Below are 16844 nucleotides of genomic sequence, written 5' to 3' on the forward strand. Positions count from 1 at the left end.
ATGGCAATCACTCAGAACTACGGCACCGGCCGTCGCAAATCCTCCACCGCCCGCGTGTTCCTGCGCCGCGGCACCGGCAACATCGTCGTCAACGGCCGTCCGCTGGACGAGTTCTTCGGCCGCGAGACCGCGCGCATGATCGTGCGCCAGCCGCTGGAGCTGACCAAGAACACCGAGACCTTCGACATCCTTGTCACGGCGACCGGCGGCGGCACCACCGGCCAGGCCGGCGCGATCCGCCTCGGCATCGCCCGCGCGCTGGTCGAGTACGACGAGACGCTGAAGACCGAGCTGCGCAAGGCTGGTTTCATGACCCGCGACGCTCGCGAAGTCGAGCGCAAGAAGGTGGGTCTGCACAAAGCCCGCCGCGCCACGCAGTTCTCCAAGCGTTAAGAAAGATCCTGCGCGAGAGTCCGTACGTCATCGTGCGGATTCTTCGCCAGGCGCTCCCCGCCGGGACGTTCATCCGTTCTGGCGTTACAATCAAAACATAGCCCCGTCGCCAAGCGGTAAGGCACCTGACTCTGACTCAGGCATTCGGTGGTTCGAATCCATCCGGGGCTGCCATCTGTTAGCCAAATGCAGCAGCCAAGTGCATTGGCAATATTCGAAAGCCCGCCTCGCGCGGGCTTTTTTGTTGCGCGCTTTTCGCTTTCGGGTGCATGCCTTGTTGCAGCGCGGCGGGCCTGGCCGTCGCCGCGTGCTAAGTTTCCGCCCGCACATGCATAACGGCCTTGTCTGGTTCAGGCGCTCTGAACGCGGAAGGTGCATGGATCGCGCTCTGGTGTCCGACCACGATGGTGGCCCGGCGGTGCAATCGATGGATCGTCGAAATCGAAGACATCCTTATTCCTCATGACCGGAGTGGATCGCATGAAAATCGGAATGCACAAGTTCGTGGGCCTGGGCGTGGTCGCGTTGGCGCTGGCGATGGGAACGGCCGGCAGCGCGTCCGCAAGCGCGGGCACCACGTACTGCTATTACCAGGGTGAAGACGGCTCGCAGTGGATCGATCGCTACGCCGGCCGTCGGGCGTGCCCGCTCTCCGACGTCAACAATGGCGTGGTGGGAGAGCTGTACGATCAGGAATACATCGCCTGACAGCCATATCGGCGGACGTGTCCGGCCGATGCGTGACGCGAGGGCCCGCTTGGCGGGCCTTCGTTCTTTGTGCCAGTGCGAGGGCAATTGCGGAGATAATGTGCTCCCGCGCAGGCGCGCGGCACAGTCGTCCCGCACCGCACAGGCCGTCGCATGGTCGCCACCTTTTCCGCTCCCTTCGACTCTCTCGAAACCGTCCTGCCGGCACTGCGCGAGCGCGGTTATGCGGTACTGACACCTGAGAGCGTGGTCGAGCTGTGCGGAGAACCGCTCGCAGCGTTCGATGCGCTCAAGCCGAGTTGGGACGATCTCGCTCCCGACAACTATCTGCGCGATGGCGGCCATTACCGGCGGCGTCGCCACTCCTGTTTCATCGTCGATGGCGCCGAGGTCACGCAGGCGCCGCGCCGGGCGCACTGGCAATCGCTCGACTACAACGCACTGCACGGCGGCATGGAGCGCTGGTTCGAGCCGATTCATCGCGAGATCGTCGAGCGGCCCATCTGGGCCCATCTGCTCCAGGCGCTAGGAAACTGCTTTTCCGCGGTCAAGCCCAAACAACCCTGGTACGTGGAAGCCCACCAGTTCCGCATCGACACCAGCGACGGCATCGGCCGGCCCACGCCGGAAGGCGCGCATCGCGACGGCGTGGATTTCGTCGCCGTCTTCCTCGTCGGCCGGCACGACATCAAGGGGGGCGAGACGCGTGTGTTCGAGGCCGCCGGTCCCAACGGCCAGCGCTTCACGCTCGATGCGCCCTGGTCGGTGCTGCTGCTCGACGACACCCGCGTCATCCACGAATCCACGCCGATCCAACCGCTGGATGGCACCGGTCATCGGGATACGCTGGTGCTGACGTATCGCGCCGGGGCGTTCCAAGGCGAAGATTGAGCAGGGCGAAGAAGCGTGTGCTTAGCGGACGCCCGGGCGTCTGCTGCGCATCCGAACGCCCGGCCAGGCCGGGCGTTCCGAAGCAAAATCGCCGCGCCGGGAAGGCGGAACAGATGTCATTGATGAAGCGGCTTTTTTTGATGCTTCGTGAAAAGTTACAATTGAAACAATATTGTCGATCGCTCTCATGGAGGCGCGATGAAGCTTGGATCCCTCAAAGAAGGCGGCCGTGACGGCACCCTGATCGTGGTCTCGCGCGATCTGACGCAGGCCGTGCGCGCCACCGGCATCGCGCCGACCCTGCAGCGCGCGCTGGAGGACTGGTCGAACCTGGCGCCGCGCCTGGCCGCGCTGTCCGAAGCGCTCAACGCAGGCAGTGCCGACGGCGCCTTCGAGCTCGACATGGTGCAGCTGGCGGCGCCGCTGCCCCGCGCCTACGAGTTCGTCGACGGCAGCGCCTACCTCCCGCATGTGGAGCGCGTGCGCCGCGCGCGTGGCGCCGAGGTGCCGGAGAGCTTCTACACCGATCCGTTGATGTACCAGGCCACCAGCGCCGGTTTCTACGGCCCGCGCGACGCGGTGAAGGTGGTGGACGAAAATTATGGAATCGACCTCGAAGCCGAGATCGTCGTGGTGACCGACGACGTGCCGATGGCGGTGACGCCGGAGCAGGCGGCCGGGCACATCCAGCTGATCGGTCTGGTCAACGACGTCTCGCTGCGCAACCTGATCCCTCCGGAACTGGCGAAGGGCTTCGGCTTCCTGCAATCCAAGCCGCGTTCGGCGTTGAGCCCGGTGTTCGTCACGCCGGACGAACTCGGCGAGGCCTGGCGCGGCAACAAGCTGCATCTGCCGCTGCTCACCCACATCAACGGCGAGTGGTTCGGTGCGCCGGAGGCGGGCGTGGACATGCAGTTCGATTTCGCCCAGCTCGTCGCGCACGCGGCGAAGACACGGCCGCTGTCGGCCGGTGCCATCGTCGGTTCCGGCACCATCGCCAACGAGGACACGTCCAAGGGCGCGTCCTGCTTCGCCGAGAAGCGCACGGTGGAAACGCTGGAAACCGGCAAGCCGATCACGCCCTTCATGTCGTTCGGCGATCTGGTGCGGATCGAGATGCTCGATCGCGAAGGCAATTCCATCTTCGGTGCCATCGAGCAGCGCATCGAACGCCAAGCCCCTCCGTGAGCGAGCATCCCTTGATTCTCCACTCCTACTGGCGCTCGAGCGCCGCGTATCGCGTGCGCATTGGCCTGAACCTCAAGGGGCTGGCCTACAAGATCGAATCCGTGCACCTGGTGCGTGACGGCGGTGAACAGCATCGTCCGGAATACGCCGCGATCAATCCGCAGCGATCGGTGCCGGTCCTCCAGCATGGCCAGCGCATGCTGCGGCAGTCGCTGGCGATCCTCGAATACCTCGACGAGATGTGGCCGCAGCCGGCGCTGCTACCGGCCACCGCGCGCGAGCGCCAGCGCGTGCGCGCGCTCGCGCAGCTGGTCGCCTGCGACATCCATCCGCTCAACAATCTGCGCGTGCTGCAGTATTTCGAGCGCGAGTGGGGCGTGCCGCAGCCCGAGCGCGACGAATGGGTGAAGCATTGGATCGCCGACGGTTTCGAAGCGTTCGAGACGTTGCTGCGGGACAACCCGTCGACCGGCGAGTTCTGCTCGGGGCATGTGCCGGGTCTGGCGGATTGCTGCCTGATTCCGCAGGTCTACAACGCGCGCCGTTTCGGCGTCGATCTGACGCCATATCCGACCATTACCCGCATCGAACAGACCTGCCTGGCGCTTCCCGCCTTCGATGCCGCGCGGCCGGAGCGTCAGCCGGACGCACCCTAGATCTGAGGCCGCGAGACGTTCGCGGCACACGCACCCGCTCCGATCTTGCGCTCTAGTGGTGCTGAGCGCTGGTCTCGAACACGTCCGCGTAAGGATCGTGCTCGCCGACGCTGCCTTCGGAGAAGCGGAACTTCAACGCCAAGCCGTCGCGCGAATCGGCGGCCTTGAGCGCTTCCTCGCGGTCGATCCTGCCGGCCTTGTACAGGCGGAACAGGCACTGGTCGAAGGATTCCATGCCCGCTTCCAGCGACTCCTCCATCGCCTGCTTGATCTCATGCACCTGGCCGCGGCGCAGCAGGTCGCGGATCAGCGGCGTGTTGATCAGCACCTCGGTCGCCGGCAGGCGGCGGCCGTCCAGGCCCATCACCAGGCGCTGCGACACCACCGCGCGCAGGTTCAGCGCGAGGTTCATCAGCACGTTGGCGTGCGCGGCCTCGGGGAAGAAGTTGAGGATGCGCTCGATGGTCTGGTCGGCGTTGTTGGAGTGCAGCGTCGCCAGGCAGATGTGGCCGGTCTCGGCGAAGGCGATCGCCGCTTCCATTGTGGCCGCGTCGAGGATCTCGCCGATCAGGATGACATCCGGCGCCTCGCGCATCGCGTTCTTCAGCGCGTAATGGAAGGCATGCGTGTCCATGCCGACTTCGCGCTGGTTGACGATCGACTGCTTGTGGGTGTGCAGGTACTCGATCGGGTCCTCGATGGTGAGGATGTGGCCGGCGGTATTCGTGTTGCGGTGGTCGATCATCGAGGCCAGCGTGGTCGACTTGCCCGAGCCGGTGGAGCCGACGATCAGCACCAGGCCGCGCGGCGCCATGATGATCTGCTTGAGCACCTGCGGCAGCTGCAGCTCCTCGATGCTGGGGATGATGCTGCGGATCGAGCGCACCACCATCGCCACTTCGCCGCGCTGCTTGAACACGTTGATGCGGAAGCGCCCGACGCTGGGCTGCGAATACGACATGTTCAGTTCCAGGTCGCGTTCGAACTGCGGGACCTGGCCTTCGTCCATCAGCGAGTAGGCCACCTTCTTGGTGGTGCCTGGCGGTAGGACGGTCGTGCCCAGCGGCTGCAGCTTGCCCTCGACCTTGATGTAGACCGGGGCGCCGGTGGTGAAGAACATGTCGGATGCGTTCTTCTCCGTCATCAGCTTGAGGAGATAGCCGATATCCATGGTGTGGAGTTTGGTCCCGTTAAGCAGCCTGGCCGCTTCATCGCGGCTGGATCATTGCGATTCCGCCGGATGCTGATTGACAATGGTCGCCGCTTCCGGGAGCGCGACCCCCCTTATATGCGTCAAAGCTTCGCACAGTTCATCTATAACAGGCCGGCGCTTCGCGCGTCGATGTTCGGAGTCGTGCTCTCGGTCACGGCTTGCGCCAGCCTGCCGCCGCCGACATCGGAGCTGGCGGCCGCGCAGCAGGCGGTTTCACGCGCCGACAATGCCGACGCCGACCAGTATGCCGCCGGCGATTTCGCGCAGGCGCGCAGCCTGCTGGAGCAGGCGCACGCGGCGATGGCCGGAGGTGATCGGGAGCGGGCGCGCAATCTCGCCCTGCTGGCCGCCGCGCGCGCCGATCTGGCCAATGCGCTCAGCCGTCAGGCGGTGACCGAGGCCGATCTCAAGCAGCGCCGCGCGGAGATCGCCGATCTGAAGCGCCGCATCGGTGCGGAGGACGGGCAATGAAGACGAAGATTTCGAGCGGCATCGTGCTGGCGCTGTTGCTGACGGCGGCGTCCGCCGTGCACGCCGAGAAGCAGGATCCTGAAGTCGCGCGCCTGTCGTCGCGGTTGCAGATGCTCGACGCCAATCCCGACACCAGCGGCGCCGGCGCCTACGAGCGCTTGCAGGCGCGGCAGGCCCTGGATGCCCTGGCCGTCGCGAAGAGCAAGGCGCGCGCCATGGCATTGCAGATCGCCGAATTGCGCGTGGAGACCGCCGAACTCGCCGCGCGCAACGAAGTCGCCCGGCGCGAGATCGACCGGCTCGACCGCACGCGCAGCGATCTGCTCGTGGAAGCGAGCCGTCAGGACGCGGCGCGCGCGCGGCAGGAAGCCGAGCGCCTGCGCATCCAGGCGCAGATCCAGGCCGAGGAGGCCGCGCGCCTGCGCGAGCAGGCCGATCAGGAAGCCGCCGCTCGCCAGCAGGCGGAGACGGCGCTGGACGATGTCGCCGGTTCGCAGGCGGCCAAGCTCAAGGCCGCCCGGCAACGCCAGGCAGAGCTGGCCAAGCGCCAGGCCGAGCTGATGGGCAAGTCCGGGAAATCCGAAGAGGAATCGGCCAAGCCCTGAGTCTTCAAGGGGTTGGCGTGGTGCGGGCGGGGTGCCTGCACCTCCGCGAAGGGCTTTCGGCCACGCCAGGAAAGCTTGCGGATTTTGCGCTCGCACAATTCCTTAAAAATCAATCTGTTATCTGGCGGGCGGTCATCGCTATTCAGAAAGGCCGGCCCACGAATCGAAGCAAATCATGGGCTTGCACCATACGCTTGCCGACGTTTTTAGGGAGGAGTAGGGTCGAACTCGCAGGCGGTCGATCGCGACGATCTCAGGCCGCCTGGCTGACGGGCCTGACCGGATGACGCTATCTCACATCTCTCGGAAGCATGCCGCCGGAATTCGTTTCCGCGCGGATGCTCTCGCGGAGCATCTGCGCACCGCAACGCTCGCCCACCCCCACGACGCCCCGCGCCATCGGCCGGGGCGTTCGCATATGTGCTCGTCGCTCCTCAGCCCGGCGCCCCCCGCGTCCGGGACATCCACGATCCATGTTGAAGGAGGCTCCCATGTTCGAAGGGCAACCACAGTCGGAACTCGATGCGCTGTTCAAGGCCAACCCCGAGTTCCGCCAGCTTTATCACCATCACCAGGAATTGGATAAGAAGGTCCTCGACGCCGAACTCGGCGTGTTGCCCATCGACGATCTCAAATTATCGGAAATGAAGCGCGAGAAGTTGGCCGCCAAGGACCGTCTCTCGCGCATGTTCGAAACCCTGCATCACTGATCTCCGGAACCCTCGCCCTCGCCGCATTGACGATGCGGTCGAGAGATGCGGGGTTTGAAGAGCTTCTCGCCGCGTCGGCGGCGGCCATCCTCGTCGGCCGCCGCCGATCGCGGACGGGAGTCCAACCTCTCCGGAGCGATTCCCCTTGTCTTAGCGAAACCTCACCGCGCTGACGGCGCGGTTCGATGTCGGCCGCCGCCGATCGCGGACGGGAGTCCAACCTCTCCGGAGCGATTCCCCTTGTCTTAGCGAAACCTCACCGCGCTGACGGCGCGGTTCGATGTCGGCCGCCGCCGATCGCGGACGGGAGTCCAACCTCTCCGGAGCGATTCCCCTTGTCTTAGCGAAACCTCACCGCGCTGACGGCGCGGTTCGATGTCGGCCGCCGCCGATCGCGGACGGGAGTCCAACCTCTCCGGAGCGATTCCCCTTGTCTTAGCGAAACCTCACCGCGCTGACGGCGCGGTTCGATGTCGGCCGCCGCCGATCGCGGACGGGAGTCCAACCTCTCCGGAGCGATTCCCCTTGTCTTAGCGAAACCTCACCGCGCTGACGGCGCGGTTCGATGTCGGCCCCCGCCGATCGCGGACGGGAGAAATAAGCGAATCCCCGCGACAGCCCGCACATCCTGATGCGGGCTTTCCACAAAAGCCTTTCCGGGCCGAATGACCGGCGCTTTTCGGGTGCGGCTTTTCGAATGCGATAATCGTGGGCCATCCCTTCCGCGCCCTATCCGCATGCCGATCCATTCCTCCGTCCTCGAGCTGATCGCCGACACGCCGATCGTCAAAGCCCAGCGCCTGGACACTGGCGTGTGCGAGCTCTATCTGAAGCTGGAAAACCAGAATCCCGGCGGTTCGATCAAGGACCGCATCGGCATGAGCATGATCGAGGCGGCGGAGAAGCGCGGCGACATCCAGCCTGGCGCCACCCTGGTCGAGGGCACCGCCGGCAATACCGGCATCGGCCTGGCGCTGGTCGCACAGCAGAAGGGCTACAAGCTGATCCTGGTCGTGCCCGACAAGATGAGCCGCGAGAAGATCTTCAATCTCAAGGCGATGGGCGCGGAAGTGGTGCTGACGCGCTCGGACGTCGCCAAGGGACATCCCGATTACTACCAGGACCTCGCCGCCCGCATCGCCAGCGAGACGCCCGGCGCCTACTTCATCAACCAGTTCGGCAATCCCGACAATCCGGCCGCGCACGAATTCGGCACCGGCCCGGAAATCCTGCGGCAGATGGCGGAGGTGGGCGGGCTGGACGCCATCGTCTTCGGCTGCGGCAGCTCCGGCACCATGACCGGGCTCTCGCGCTGCTTCGCCCAGCATTCCCCCAAGACCGAGCTGATCCTGGCCGATCCGGTCGGCTCGATCCTGGAGGAGTACATCAACCGCGGCACCCTGTCCGACAAGTCGGCCAGCTGGATGGTCGAGGGCATCGGCGAGGACTTCCTGCCGCCGATCTCCGACTTCACCCGGGTCAAGCGCGCCTACGCCATCAGCGACAAGGAAAGCTTCCTCACCGCGCGCGAGCTGCTGTCGAAGGAAGGTGTCCTCGGTGGCTCCTCCACCGGCACCCTGCTGGCGGCCGCGCTGCGCTACTGCCGCGAGCAGACCGTGCCGAAGAAGGTGCTGGTGTTCGTCTGCGACACCGGCAACAAGTACCTGTCCAAGCTCTACAACGACTACTGGATGCTGGACAACGGCTTCCTCGAGCGTGAGAGCACCGGCGACCTGCGCGACCTGATCCTGCGCCCCTACACCCAACACGACACCGTGGTGGTGGCCCCCGGTGACCTGCTGGTCACCGCCTACCAGCGCATGAAGCTGTACGAGATCTCGCAGCTGCCGGTGATGGACGGCGACCGGATCGTCGGCATCCTCGACGAGTCCGACGTGCTGCTGCACGTCTACGGCGACGAGGCCCGCTTCCGCGACCCGGTCTCGACGGCCATGGTCAGCAAGCTCGACTTCATGGACGTCAAGTCGCCGATCGAGGCCCTGCTGCCGGTCTTCGACCGCGGCCAGGTCGCGATCGTGATGGACGGCGGACGCTTCCTCGGCCTGATCACCCGCATCGACTTGCTGAACTATCTGCGCCGCCGCGTTCAGTAAACGACGGGGCGGAAAGGGGGCCGGTGTTAGAATCCGCGGCCGGATTTCCGCAGATCGACAGGCATGAAAAACGACCACGGCGCGGCTACGAAGGCCCCTGGACATTGGCGGCTGGGCACTCGCGCCATCCACGCCGGACAGGCCCCGGACCCCAGTACCGGCGCGGTCATGCCGCCGATCTACGCCACCTCGACCTACGCCCAGACCAGTCCGGGCGTCCATCAGGGCTTCGAGTACTCGCGCACCCATAACCCGACCCGCTTCGCCTACGAGCGCTGCGTGGCCGGCCTGGAGGGAGGCAGCCGCGGCTTCGCCTTCGCCTCCGGCATGGCGGCGACCTCGACCCTGCTGGAATTGCTCGACAGCGGCGACCACGTCGTCGCCATGGACGATCTCTATGGCGGCAGCTACCGCCTGTTCGAGCGCGTGCGCCGCCGCAGTGCCGGGCTCGAATTCAGCTTCGTCGATCTCACCGATCCGGCCGCCTTCGCGGCGGCGATCCAGCCCAACACCCGCCTGGTGTGGGTGGAGACGCCGACCAACCCGATGCTCAAGATCGTCGATCTGCAGGCGATCTCCGCCATCGCCCGCACCCGCGGCATCCTGATGGTGGTCGACAACACCTTCGCCTCGCCCGCCTTGCAGCGCCCGCTCGAGCACGGCGCCGACATCGTCATGCACTCGGCCACCAAGTACCTCAACGGCCATTCCGACATGGTCGGCGGCATGGTGGTGGTGGGCGACAACGCCGACCTCGCCGAGCAGCTGGCGTTCCTGCAGAACTCGATCGGCGCGGTGCAGGGGCCGTTCGACAGCTTCCTCGCCCTGCGCGGCCTGAAGACCTTGCACCTGCGCATGCGCGCGCATTGCGAGAACGCGCAGGCGCTGGCGCAGTGGCTGGAAACGCATCCGGCCATCGAACAGGTGCTGTACCCGGGCCTGCCGTCGCATCCTCAACATGAGCTCGCCAAGCGCCAGATGGACGGCTTCGGCGGCATCGTCTCGATCGTGTTCAAGGGCGGCTTCGAGGCCGCGAAGCGCTTCTGCGAACGCACCGAGCTGTTCACGCTGGCCGAATCGCTGGGCGGCGTCGAAAGCCTGGTGAACCATCCGGCGGTGATGACGCACGCCTCGATTCCGCCAGAGCGCCGCGCCATGCTCGGCATCCGCGATTCGCTCGTGCGCCTGTCGGTGGGGATCGAAGATCTCGACGACCTGCGCGCCGATCTCGCATCGGCTCTGGACTCCAAGGGAGTTTGATGAAAGCCATTGCTGCACTGGGCCCGGTTGGCCGCGCCATCGCGCGTCGCGAACTGTTCTACGAATTGACCAAGCGCGAAATCATGGGCCGCTACAGCGGCTCCTTCCTCGGTCTGCTGTGGTCGTTCCTGACGCCCTTGCTGATGCTTGGCGTGTACACGCTGGCGTTCCGGGAATTCCTCGGCATGCGCTGGCCGAACACCGACACGCGCGCCGAATTCTCGCTGATGATCTTCGCCGGCATGATCGTGCACGGCCTGTTCGTCGAAGTGATCTCGCGTTCGCCGAGCGTGATCGTCGGCAGCTCCAATTTCGTGAAGAAGGTGGTCTTCCCGCTGGCGATCCTGCCGTGCGTGACCTTGGCCTCCGCGTTCTTCCACACGATGCTGAGCACGGTGGTGCTGGTGCTGTTCGTGCTGCTGACCCAGCACACCGTGCATCCCACCATCCTCTACATGCCGTTCGTGTTCCTGCCGTACATGATCATGATGGCGGGCGTGAGCTGGTTCATGGCCTCGCTCGGCGTGTATTTCCGCGACGTCCTGCAGATCAGCGGCGTGATCGCCTCGGTCTTCATGTTTCTCAGCCCGGTGTTCTATCCGGTCACCTCGCTGGCGCCGCGTTATCGCGAGATCATGCAATTCAATCCACTGACCCTGATCATCGAGCAGTTCCGCGAGATCGCCTTGTTCGGCAACGCGCCCGACTGGCGTGCGCTGCTCGTCTACACCGTCATCGCGGTGATCGTGATGCTGGGCGGATACTGGTGGTTCCAGCGCACGCGCAACGGGTTCGCCGATGTCCTCTGAACCAATCACGTCCGTGCCGACCACATCCGAACCGATCGCAGTCGCGGACAGCCGCAACGAAGAGGTCGTGATCCGCGTCTCGGGGCTGGGCAAGTGCTACCAGTTGTTCGAGAAACCGTCGCATCGCCTGCTGCAAACGCTGATCGGCGCGCAGCGGCGGTTCTATCGCGAATTCTGGGCCTTGCGCGGCATCAGCTTCGAGATCCGCCGCGGCGAGACGCTCGGCATCATCGGCAGGAATGGCTCGGGCAAGTCGACGCTGCTGCAGCTGATCGCCGGAACGCTGTCGTCCACCGAAGGCGACGTGTCGGTGAAGGGTCGTGTGGCGGCATTGCTCGAACTAGGCAGCGGCTTCAATCCCGAATTCACCGGTCGCGAGAACGTCTATCTCAATGCCGCGATCCTCGGCTTGAGCAAGTCGGAAGTCGATCGCCGCATCGACGAGATCCTCGCCTTCGCCGACATCGGCGATTTCATCGACCAGCCCGTGCGCAACTATTCCAGCGGCATGGTGATGCGCCTGGCATTTTCGGTGATGACGCACGTCGACGCCGACATCCTCATCATCGACGAAGCGCTGGCGGTGGGCGATGCCTTCTTCACCCAGAAGTGCATGCGCTACCTGCGCGAGTTCAAGGAACGCGGAACGCTGCTGTTCGTCAGCCACGATGGCATGGCGGTCACCGGCCTGTGCGATCGCGCGATCTGGCTCGATCACGGCACGATGCAGGCGAGCGGATTGGCGAAGGACGTGATGTCGGCCTACCTCGAGGCCTATCTCACCGAACGCCAGGGCGGCAACGCCAAGAAAACCGGCGGCGACGATGCCGTGGTCCGCAACAGGACGCGTGCGATCAACGCCAGGCGTGAACTGATCGATCGCACGGTGCTCCGCAACGATATCGAGATCTTTCCGTTCAGTCCCGAACAACAGGGATTCGGCGAACTCAAGGCGAAGATCAGCGACGTCGCCATGCTCGACGACGAGGGGCGCGCGTTGGCCTGGGTCGTCGGCGGCGAACGCGTCGCGCTGGAGATCGAGGTGACCGCCGACACCCCGCTCGAGAAGCCCATCGTCGGCTTCTACATCAAGGATCGGCTGGGTCAACTACTCTTCGGAGAGAACACCTATCTCGATTATCAGGGCGAAGATTTCTCCGTGGCCGAGGGCGAGACCTTCCGTGCGAGATTCATCTTCGACATGCCGAGGCTCGCGGAGGGTGATTACTTCATCACCACCGGCGTCGCCGACGGCACGCAGGAAAAACACACCATCCAGCATTGGGTGCACGAAGCAATGATGTTCAAGTCGCGTACGGGCGGATCGCCGGCAGGCCTGATCGGATTGCCGGTGGAACGCGTCGAAATGGAGCGGGTGCCGAGTGAGCGCTGAATTCAAAAGCGACGAGCATCCGATCGTCTTCCTGCGTCCGCGCATCTCGTATCCGTATGCGTGGGCGGGGCACATTCCTTTCGCCTATCTGGCCGTCGATCTGCTCAAGCCGCGCCGGCTGGTGGAGCTGGGCACGGATTCGGGCAATTCGTATCTGGCGTTCTGCCAGGCGGTCGACACGCTGGGGCTCGACACGGTATGCACCGCGGTCGATTCATGGCAGGGCGACGAGCATGCCCGTCGTTACGGCGATGAGGTCTACGAACCGCTGCGCGCCTACCACGACCCGAAGTACGGCCGCTTCTCGACGCTCAAGCGCAGCTTCTTCGATGACGCCGTCTCCTCGTTCGAGCATGGCAGCATCGATCTGCTGCACATCGACGGGCTGCATACCTATGAGGCCGTCAAGCACGACTTCGAGACATGGCGTGCCAAGCTGAGCGAGCGCGCCGTGGTGCTGTTCCACGACACGCAGGTCAAGGAGCGCGATTTCGGTGTCTGGAAGTTCCTCGAGGAGCTTTCCAAGCAGTACGAGGTCTTCGATTTCCACCATAGCAATGGCCTGGGCGTCGTGTCCGTGGGCAAGGAGATCCCGGAGGACTTCCGCAAGTTCATGCGCGCCTGCAAGCAGCGGCCCGAAGCGATCCGCCGCTACTTCGAAGGCATCGCCGCGACCATTCTCGATACCGAGACCGCCGCGCCGAAAGCGGCGGAGGGCTCAACCCCGGTCACGGTGTCCTTGTACTATCGCAAGCAGGGTCAGAATTACGCCGAGGAGCGGCTGCTCAAGCAGTCCATCAGCGTCGAGCGGGACGAATTCGAACTGCGTTTCTTGTTGCCGCCGGGCGAACGTCCGGATTTCATCCGCGTCGATCCAGCCGACTATCCGGGCGTTTTCGACATCGGCAACGTACGGCTTTCCACCGGCACGGTGCATTGGGACATCGATGACCTGCACGCGCGGCTTGGCGCGGTCAGCGGCGAGGTGGTGCCGACGACGTGGGAGCGCGATTCCAGGATACGGCTGGTCTGCTTCGGGCTCGATCCCTACATCGAGTTCGATGTCGCCGACGCCCACGCCGATTTCCCGGCGGACGCCGCGCTGACGCTGCGCCTGAACTTGCGCTACGAGGCTGTGCTCACCCAGCCGTCCCTGTGGAAAATGGCGCGGGCTGAAATGCAGGCGATTGCCGACCTGCGCCAGGCCGCGACGAGCCAGACCGATCTGCGCGCGCTGATGCGGCAGTTGCGCCGCGAGAACGAAAAGCGCGGCATGGAAAACCGCAGCGATCTCATGCTGGCGACGGCGGGCATCGTGATGGACGGCGCGTCGCAGCCGCGCCTTCGGTGCCGCCGCGCAGGACAGGCGTTCGCGGCCGGCTTCTCGGTCGGTGGCGTGGTGGAGGAAATCGACGCGGAGCTCAGGGTGCGCTTCGCCGTGCCGGGCGATGCCGTCGCCGATTTCGTGCGCATCGAGATTCCGGCGCTGCCGGGACGTTATCGCATCGAGGCGATGAGTGTCGGCGACGTGCATGTCGATGATCTGGCGCGTCGCGTGATCGATGTGCGCGATCAGCGACTGCCGATCGAAGCGCCCGACAAGGTGCGTTATGGCGCTGAGAGCGGGCGCCCATCCGTCGAGGTCGATGTGTCCGGGTTGCCCGGATTGCAGAGAACCTCATCCGCGCCGACGCATGTCGATATCGTGATCCGCCGCGAGGATGCGTTCAGGGCGCTGGCCGAGGAGGCCGCATCCCATGCACGCGACCTGTCGGCCCAGATCGCCGGCCAGTCCCGCGAGCTGACCAGCCTGGCGTTTCGGCACAACCAGGAACTGCACCGGCAGGCCGAGGAATTGGCTCGGCAGGGGGGAGAATTGCGTCAGCAGCGAGAGTCCGCGCAAACGGCACTCAAGACGCTGCACGACCAGTCCCAGGTGTTGTCCGAGACTTTGGCGTCGCTGCAGCAGGACGTGTCCGGATGGCACGGCCGTCTCGATGCGCGTTTCGATGCGCAGGGCACGGAACAAGCCGCGGATAGCGCGGCGGTGAAGGAAAGCATCGCGCAACTGCAAGAGCGCCTGGAGCAGGTGGCGAGCATGATCCAGAACACGTTCTGGCGCCGCGTCCGCCGCAAGCTGAGTTGGAACGGCAAATGAGCATCGCTATCGATCCTGGAATTTCTCCAGTGCCTGCTGGTCCGCAGCCGCTGGAACATCGCCCGCTGGCAGGGCTGGAGCATGCCGGCGGTGACACGTGGCGTTCGCTCGACTGGGACCCGCAGTTCTTGCTGGTGCCGCCGGCCTCGCTGCAACCCGGCCTGTATCGCATCACAGCCGAACTCGAGGGCGCGGACGTCGCGGCGCCTTGCGCCTACTTCGATTTCGGTCAGGGCTGGTCGGAGATAACGCGGCGGAACTTCGAACCCGTGCCGGGCGGGTCGAAGTGGGAGTCCTATGTCTGGTTGCCGGCCGCGATCGGCCTGATCCGCTTCGATCCGACCGATCAGCAGGGCCATTTCCGTTTCGGCGGCGCGAGCCTGGAGAGAGTGAACGATGCGGAAGCCATGCTCATCCTGCTGCACGCACGCATCGCGCGCGCGCCATCGGGCGCGGCGCCGGCGATCATTCATGAGGCACATCGTCGCGCCGCGGCCGACGGCCTGAGAGCCTGTTGTGACTGGCTGCTGTCGCCCGTGGGCAATCCCGATCAGATGGCAGGCATCACGTCTTATGACGGCTGGGCGCAGCGTTACGACACGCTGTCCTCCGGCGAGGCCGCCGCACTCCATGACGCAGTGGATCGGCTGCCGTCGCGGCCGCTGATGTCGGTCGTCCTGGTGGCGGCGGGTGCGCCTGAAGACAAGCTGCGCCATTGGCTCGACGTCTTCACCGAGCAGTTGTATCCGGACTGGGAATTGCAAGTAGTCGCAACGGCGCCCAGCCGTGCGTTGGACGCGCGCATCGCCAAAGACTGCCGTATCACGCGCATCGACATCGGTCCGGACGCGAATGTGATCACCGCCGTCCAGCGGGCGCTGGCGGCAATGCGCGGTCAGTACACGGTCTTTCTGGATGTCGATTGCCTGCTGCCGTCCCATGCTCTGTTCATGGTGGCCGACACGATCGCGCGTCATCCCGCGGCGCAGGTGATCTACACCGATTCCGATCATCTGGTGGCGGGGGCCAGGTCCGCGCCCTATTTCAAGCCGCGCTGGAATCCGGAGCTGCTGCTCGGCCAGGATTATCTCGCTCCGTTCGTCGTCTATGACGCGTCCTTGCTTCGCGAAGTCGGTGGGCTACGTGCGGATTTCAGTCGCGCGGCCGCGTACGATCTGGCGTTGCGCTGCACCGCTCGCGCGGCCTCGGAAAACATCTTGCACGTCCCGATGGTGCTCTGTCATTCCTCGCGTGAGGAGACGGACGAGGATGTCGCGGGCGACGAGGCCGGCCTGCGCGTCCTGCAACAACATCTGCACGATGCCGGCGCGCAAGTGCAGGCATGCGAAGGCGGCTATCGCGTCCGCCATCCGGTGCCGGACCCGGCGCCGAAAGTCAGCATCATCATCCCGACCCGCGACAAGCTCGATCTGCTGCGCCGCTGCGTCGAGAGCATCCTGTCCAGGACGACCTATCCGAATTTCGAGATCGTCATCGTCGACAACCAGTCGGAGCTGCAGGAAACGCGCGACTTCTTCGCTTCGCTCGACGATGAGCCGCGTGCGCGGGTCATGCCGTTCGATGCGCCGTTCAATTATTCGGCGATCAACAACCATGCGGTAAACAACGTCGACGGCGACATCATCGCCCTGGTCAACAACGACATCGAGGTGATTTCACCGGACTGGCTCGAGGAAATGGTCCAGCATGCGGTGCGTCCGGGTGTGGGCGGCGTCGGCGCCATGCTTTATTACCCGGACGACACCATCCAGCACGCGGGCATCGTGTTGGGACTCGGAGGCGTCGCCGGACATATCTATTCGAGGGCGCCCAGAGGCACGTCCGGGCAGATGGGGCGTGCGCATCTGGTGCAGAGCTTGTCCGCGGTGACGGCGGCATGCTTGCTTGTCCGGCGCTCGGTCTTTCTCGAAATCGGCGGGCTTGACGAGCGGCTGCGAGTCGCGTTCAACGACGTGGATTTCTGCCTGCGCCTGCTGGAACACGGATACCGCAATATCTGGACTCCCTTCGCGGAGTTGTATCACCACGAATCCGCCAGCCGCGGTTACGAAGATACGCCCGAGAAGATGGAACGATTCCATTCGGAGGTCCATTTCATGATCGAACGGTGGAGCGCGTGGTTAGGGGACGACGCGGCGTACAACCCGAATCTGTCGCTGTTGCATGGAGACTCTTTCGCGTTGGCCGATCCACCGAGGAGTTCCATTGCCGGATGGATCCGGCATTCGTTCGCGTAGAGGTTTTGGGGCCCGCC

General features: G+C 64.9%; 15 protein-coding genes and 1 tRNA gene. 15 read left to right on the top strand and 1 reads right to left on the bottom strand.

The window, feature by feature from the left end; translation table 11 throughout:
- The 6 genes from rpsI to maiA all read left to right on the top strand — a co-directional run bounded on the left by rpsI (position 1) and on the right by maiA (position 3836).
- A complete protein-coding gene (rpsI, locus tag LG367_RS03565; RefSeq protein WP_226467823.1) occupies positions 1-393 on the top strand; it encodes a 30S ribosomal protein S9 in 393 nt (130 codons plus the stop codon).
- 99 nt (positions 394-492) lie between these two features.
- Positions 493-567, top strand: a tRNA-Gln gene (locus LG367_RS03570).
- 306 nt (positions 568-873) lie between these two features.
- Positions 874-1101 (top strand): hypothetical protein, encoded by a 228-nt coding sequence (locus LG367_RS03575; protein WP_226467824.1) that lies wholly within the window; start codon positions 874-876, stop codon positions 1099-1101.
- 153 nt (positions 1102-1254) lie between these two features.
- Positions 1255-1992 carry a 2OG-Fe dioxygenase family protein gene (locus LG367_RS03580; protein ID WP_226467825.1) on the top strand — a complete coding sequence of 246 codons (738 nt, stop codon included), beginning with the start codon at positions 1255-1257 and terminating at the stop codon, positions 1990-1992.
- 198 nt (positions 1993-2190) lie between these two features.
- The gene (locus LG367_RS03585) at positions 2191-3180 is read left to right on the top strand and encodes a fumarylacetoacetate hydrolase family protein (RefSeq protein ID WP_226467826.1); all 990 of its coding nucleotides are present in this window, start codon (positions 2191-2193) and stop codon (positions 3178-3180) included.
- A gap of 11 nt (positions 3181-3191) precedes the next feature.
- Positions 3192-3836, top strand: a complete 645-nt coding sequence (maiA, locus tag LG367_RS03590; protein ID WP_226467827.1) for a maleylacetoacetate isomerase — start codon at positions 3192-3194, stop codon at positions 3834-3836.
- 52 nt (positions 3837-3888) lie between these two features.
- On the opposite strand, the gene LG367_RS03595 is transcribed toward maiA, so the two are convergent.
- The gene (locus LG367_RS03595; protein WP_226467828.1) at positions 3889-5007 is read right to left on the bottom strand and encodes a PilT/PilU family type 4a pilus ATPase; all 1119 of its coding nucleotides are present in this window, start codon (positions 5005-5007) and stop codon (positions 3889-3891) included.
- Between the two features lie 171 nt (positions 5008-5178).
- Here LG367_RS03595 and LG367_RS03600 point away from each other — a divergent pair, with 171 nt between their 5' ends.
- The 9 genes from LG367_RS03600 (at position 5179) to LG367_RS03640 (ending at position 16827) form a co-directional block, all read left to right on the top strand.
- Positions 5179-5520, top strand: a complete 342-nt coding sequence (locus tag LG367_RS03600) for a DUF4398 domain-containing protein (protein ID WP_226467829.1) — start codon at positions 5179-5181, stop codon at positions 5518-5520.
- Positions 5517-6125 carry a hypothetical protein gene (locus tag LG367_RS03605; protein ID WP_226467830.1) on the top strand — a complete coding sequence of 203 codons (609 nt, stop codon included), beginning with the start codon at positions 5517-5519 and terminating at the stop codon, positions 6123-6125. The genes LG367_RS03600 and LG367_RS03605 overlap by 4 nt, the downstream gene beginning before the upstream one ends.
- A gap of 491 nt (positions 6126-6616) precedes the next feature.
- Positions 6617-6835 (top strand): HP1242/YdcH family protein, encoded by a 219-nt coding sequence (locus tag LG367_RS03610; RefSeq protein ID WP_226467831.1) that lies wholly within the window; start codon positions 6617-6619, stop codon positions 6833-6835.
- A 737-nt stretch (positions 6836-7572) separates the two neighbouring features.
- Positions 7573-8949: a pyridoxal-phosphate dependent enzyme gene (locus LG367_RS03615; protein WP_226467832.1), complete on the top strand. Its 1377-nt coding sequence runs from the start codon at positions 7573-7575 to the stop codon at positions 8947-8949.
- Between the two features lie 63 nt (positions 8950-9012).
- Positions 9013-10209 (top strand): cystathionine gamma-synthase, encoded by a 1197-nt coding sequence (locus LG367_RS03620; RefSeq protein ID WP_226467833.1) that lies wholly within the window; start codon positions 9013-9015, stop codon positions 10207-10209.
- Positions 10209-11018, top strand: coding sequence for an ABC transporter permease (locus LG367_RS03625; RefSeq protein ID WP_226467834.1), 810 nt, complete (start codon positions 10209-10211; stop codon positions 11016-11018). The genes LG367_RS03620 and LG367_RS03625 overlap by 1 nt, the downstream gene beginning before the upstream one ends.
- Positions 11008-12411, top strand: coding sequence for an ABC transporter ATP-binding protein (locus LG367_RS03630; RefSeq protein WP_226467835.1), 1404 nt, complete (start codon positions 11008-11010; stop codon positions 12409-12411). The genes LG367_RS03625 and LG367_RS03630 overlap by 11 nt, the downstream gene beginning before the upstream one ends.
- The gene (locus LG367_RS03635; RefSeq protein WP_226467836.1) at positions 12401-14569 is read left to right on the top strand and encodes a class I SAM-dependent methyltransferase; all 2169 of its coding nucleotides are present in this window, start codon (positions 12401-12403) and stop codon (positions 14567-14569) included. Before LG367_RS03630 ends, LG367_RS03635 begins: the two co-directional genes overlap by 11 nt.
- Entirely contained in the window at positions 14566-16827 is a 2262-nt protein-coding gene (locus LG367_RS03640) for a glycosyltransferase family 2 protein (RefSeq protein ID WP_226467837.1), read from the top strand. Before LG367_RS03635 ends, LG367_RS03640 begins: the two co-directional genes overlap by 4 nt.
- Positions 16828-16844 lie beyond the last annotated feature (17 nt).

This window comes from Luteimonas panaciterrae, assembly GCF_020511115.1.
GTDB lineage: Bacteria > Pseudomonadota > Gammaproteobacteria > Xanthomonadales > Xanthomonadaceae > Luteimonas > Luteimonas panaciterrae.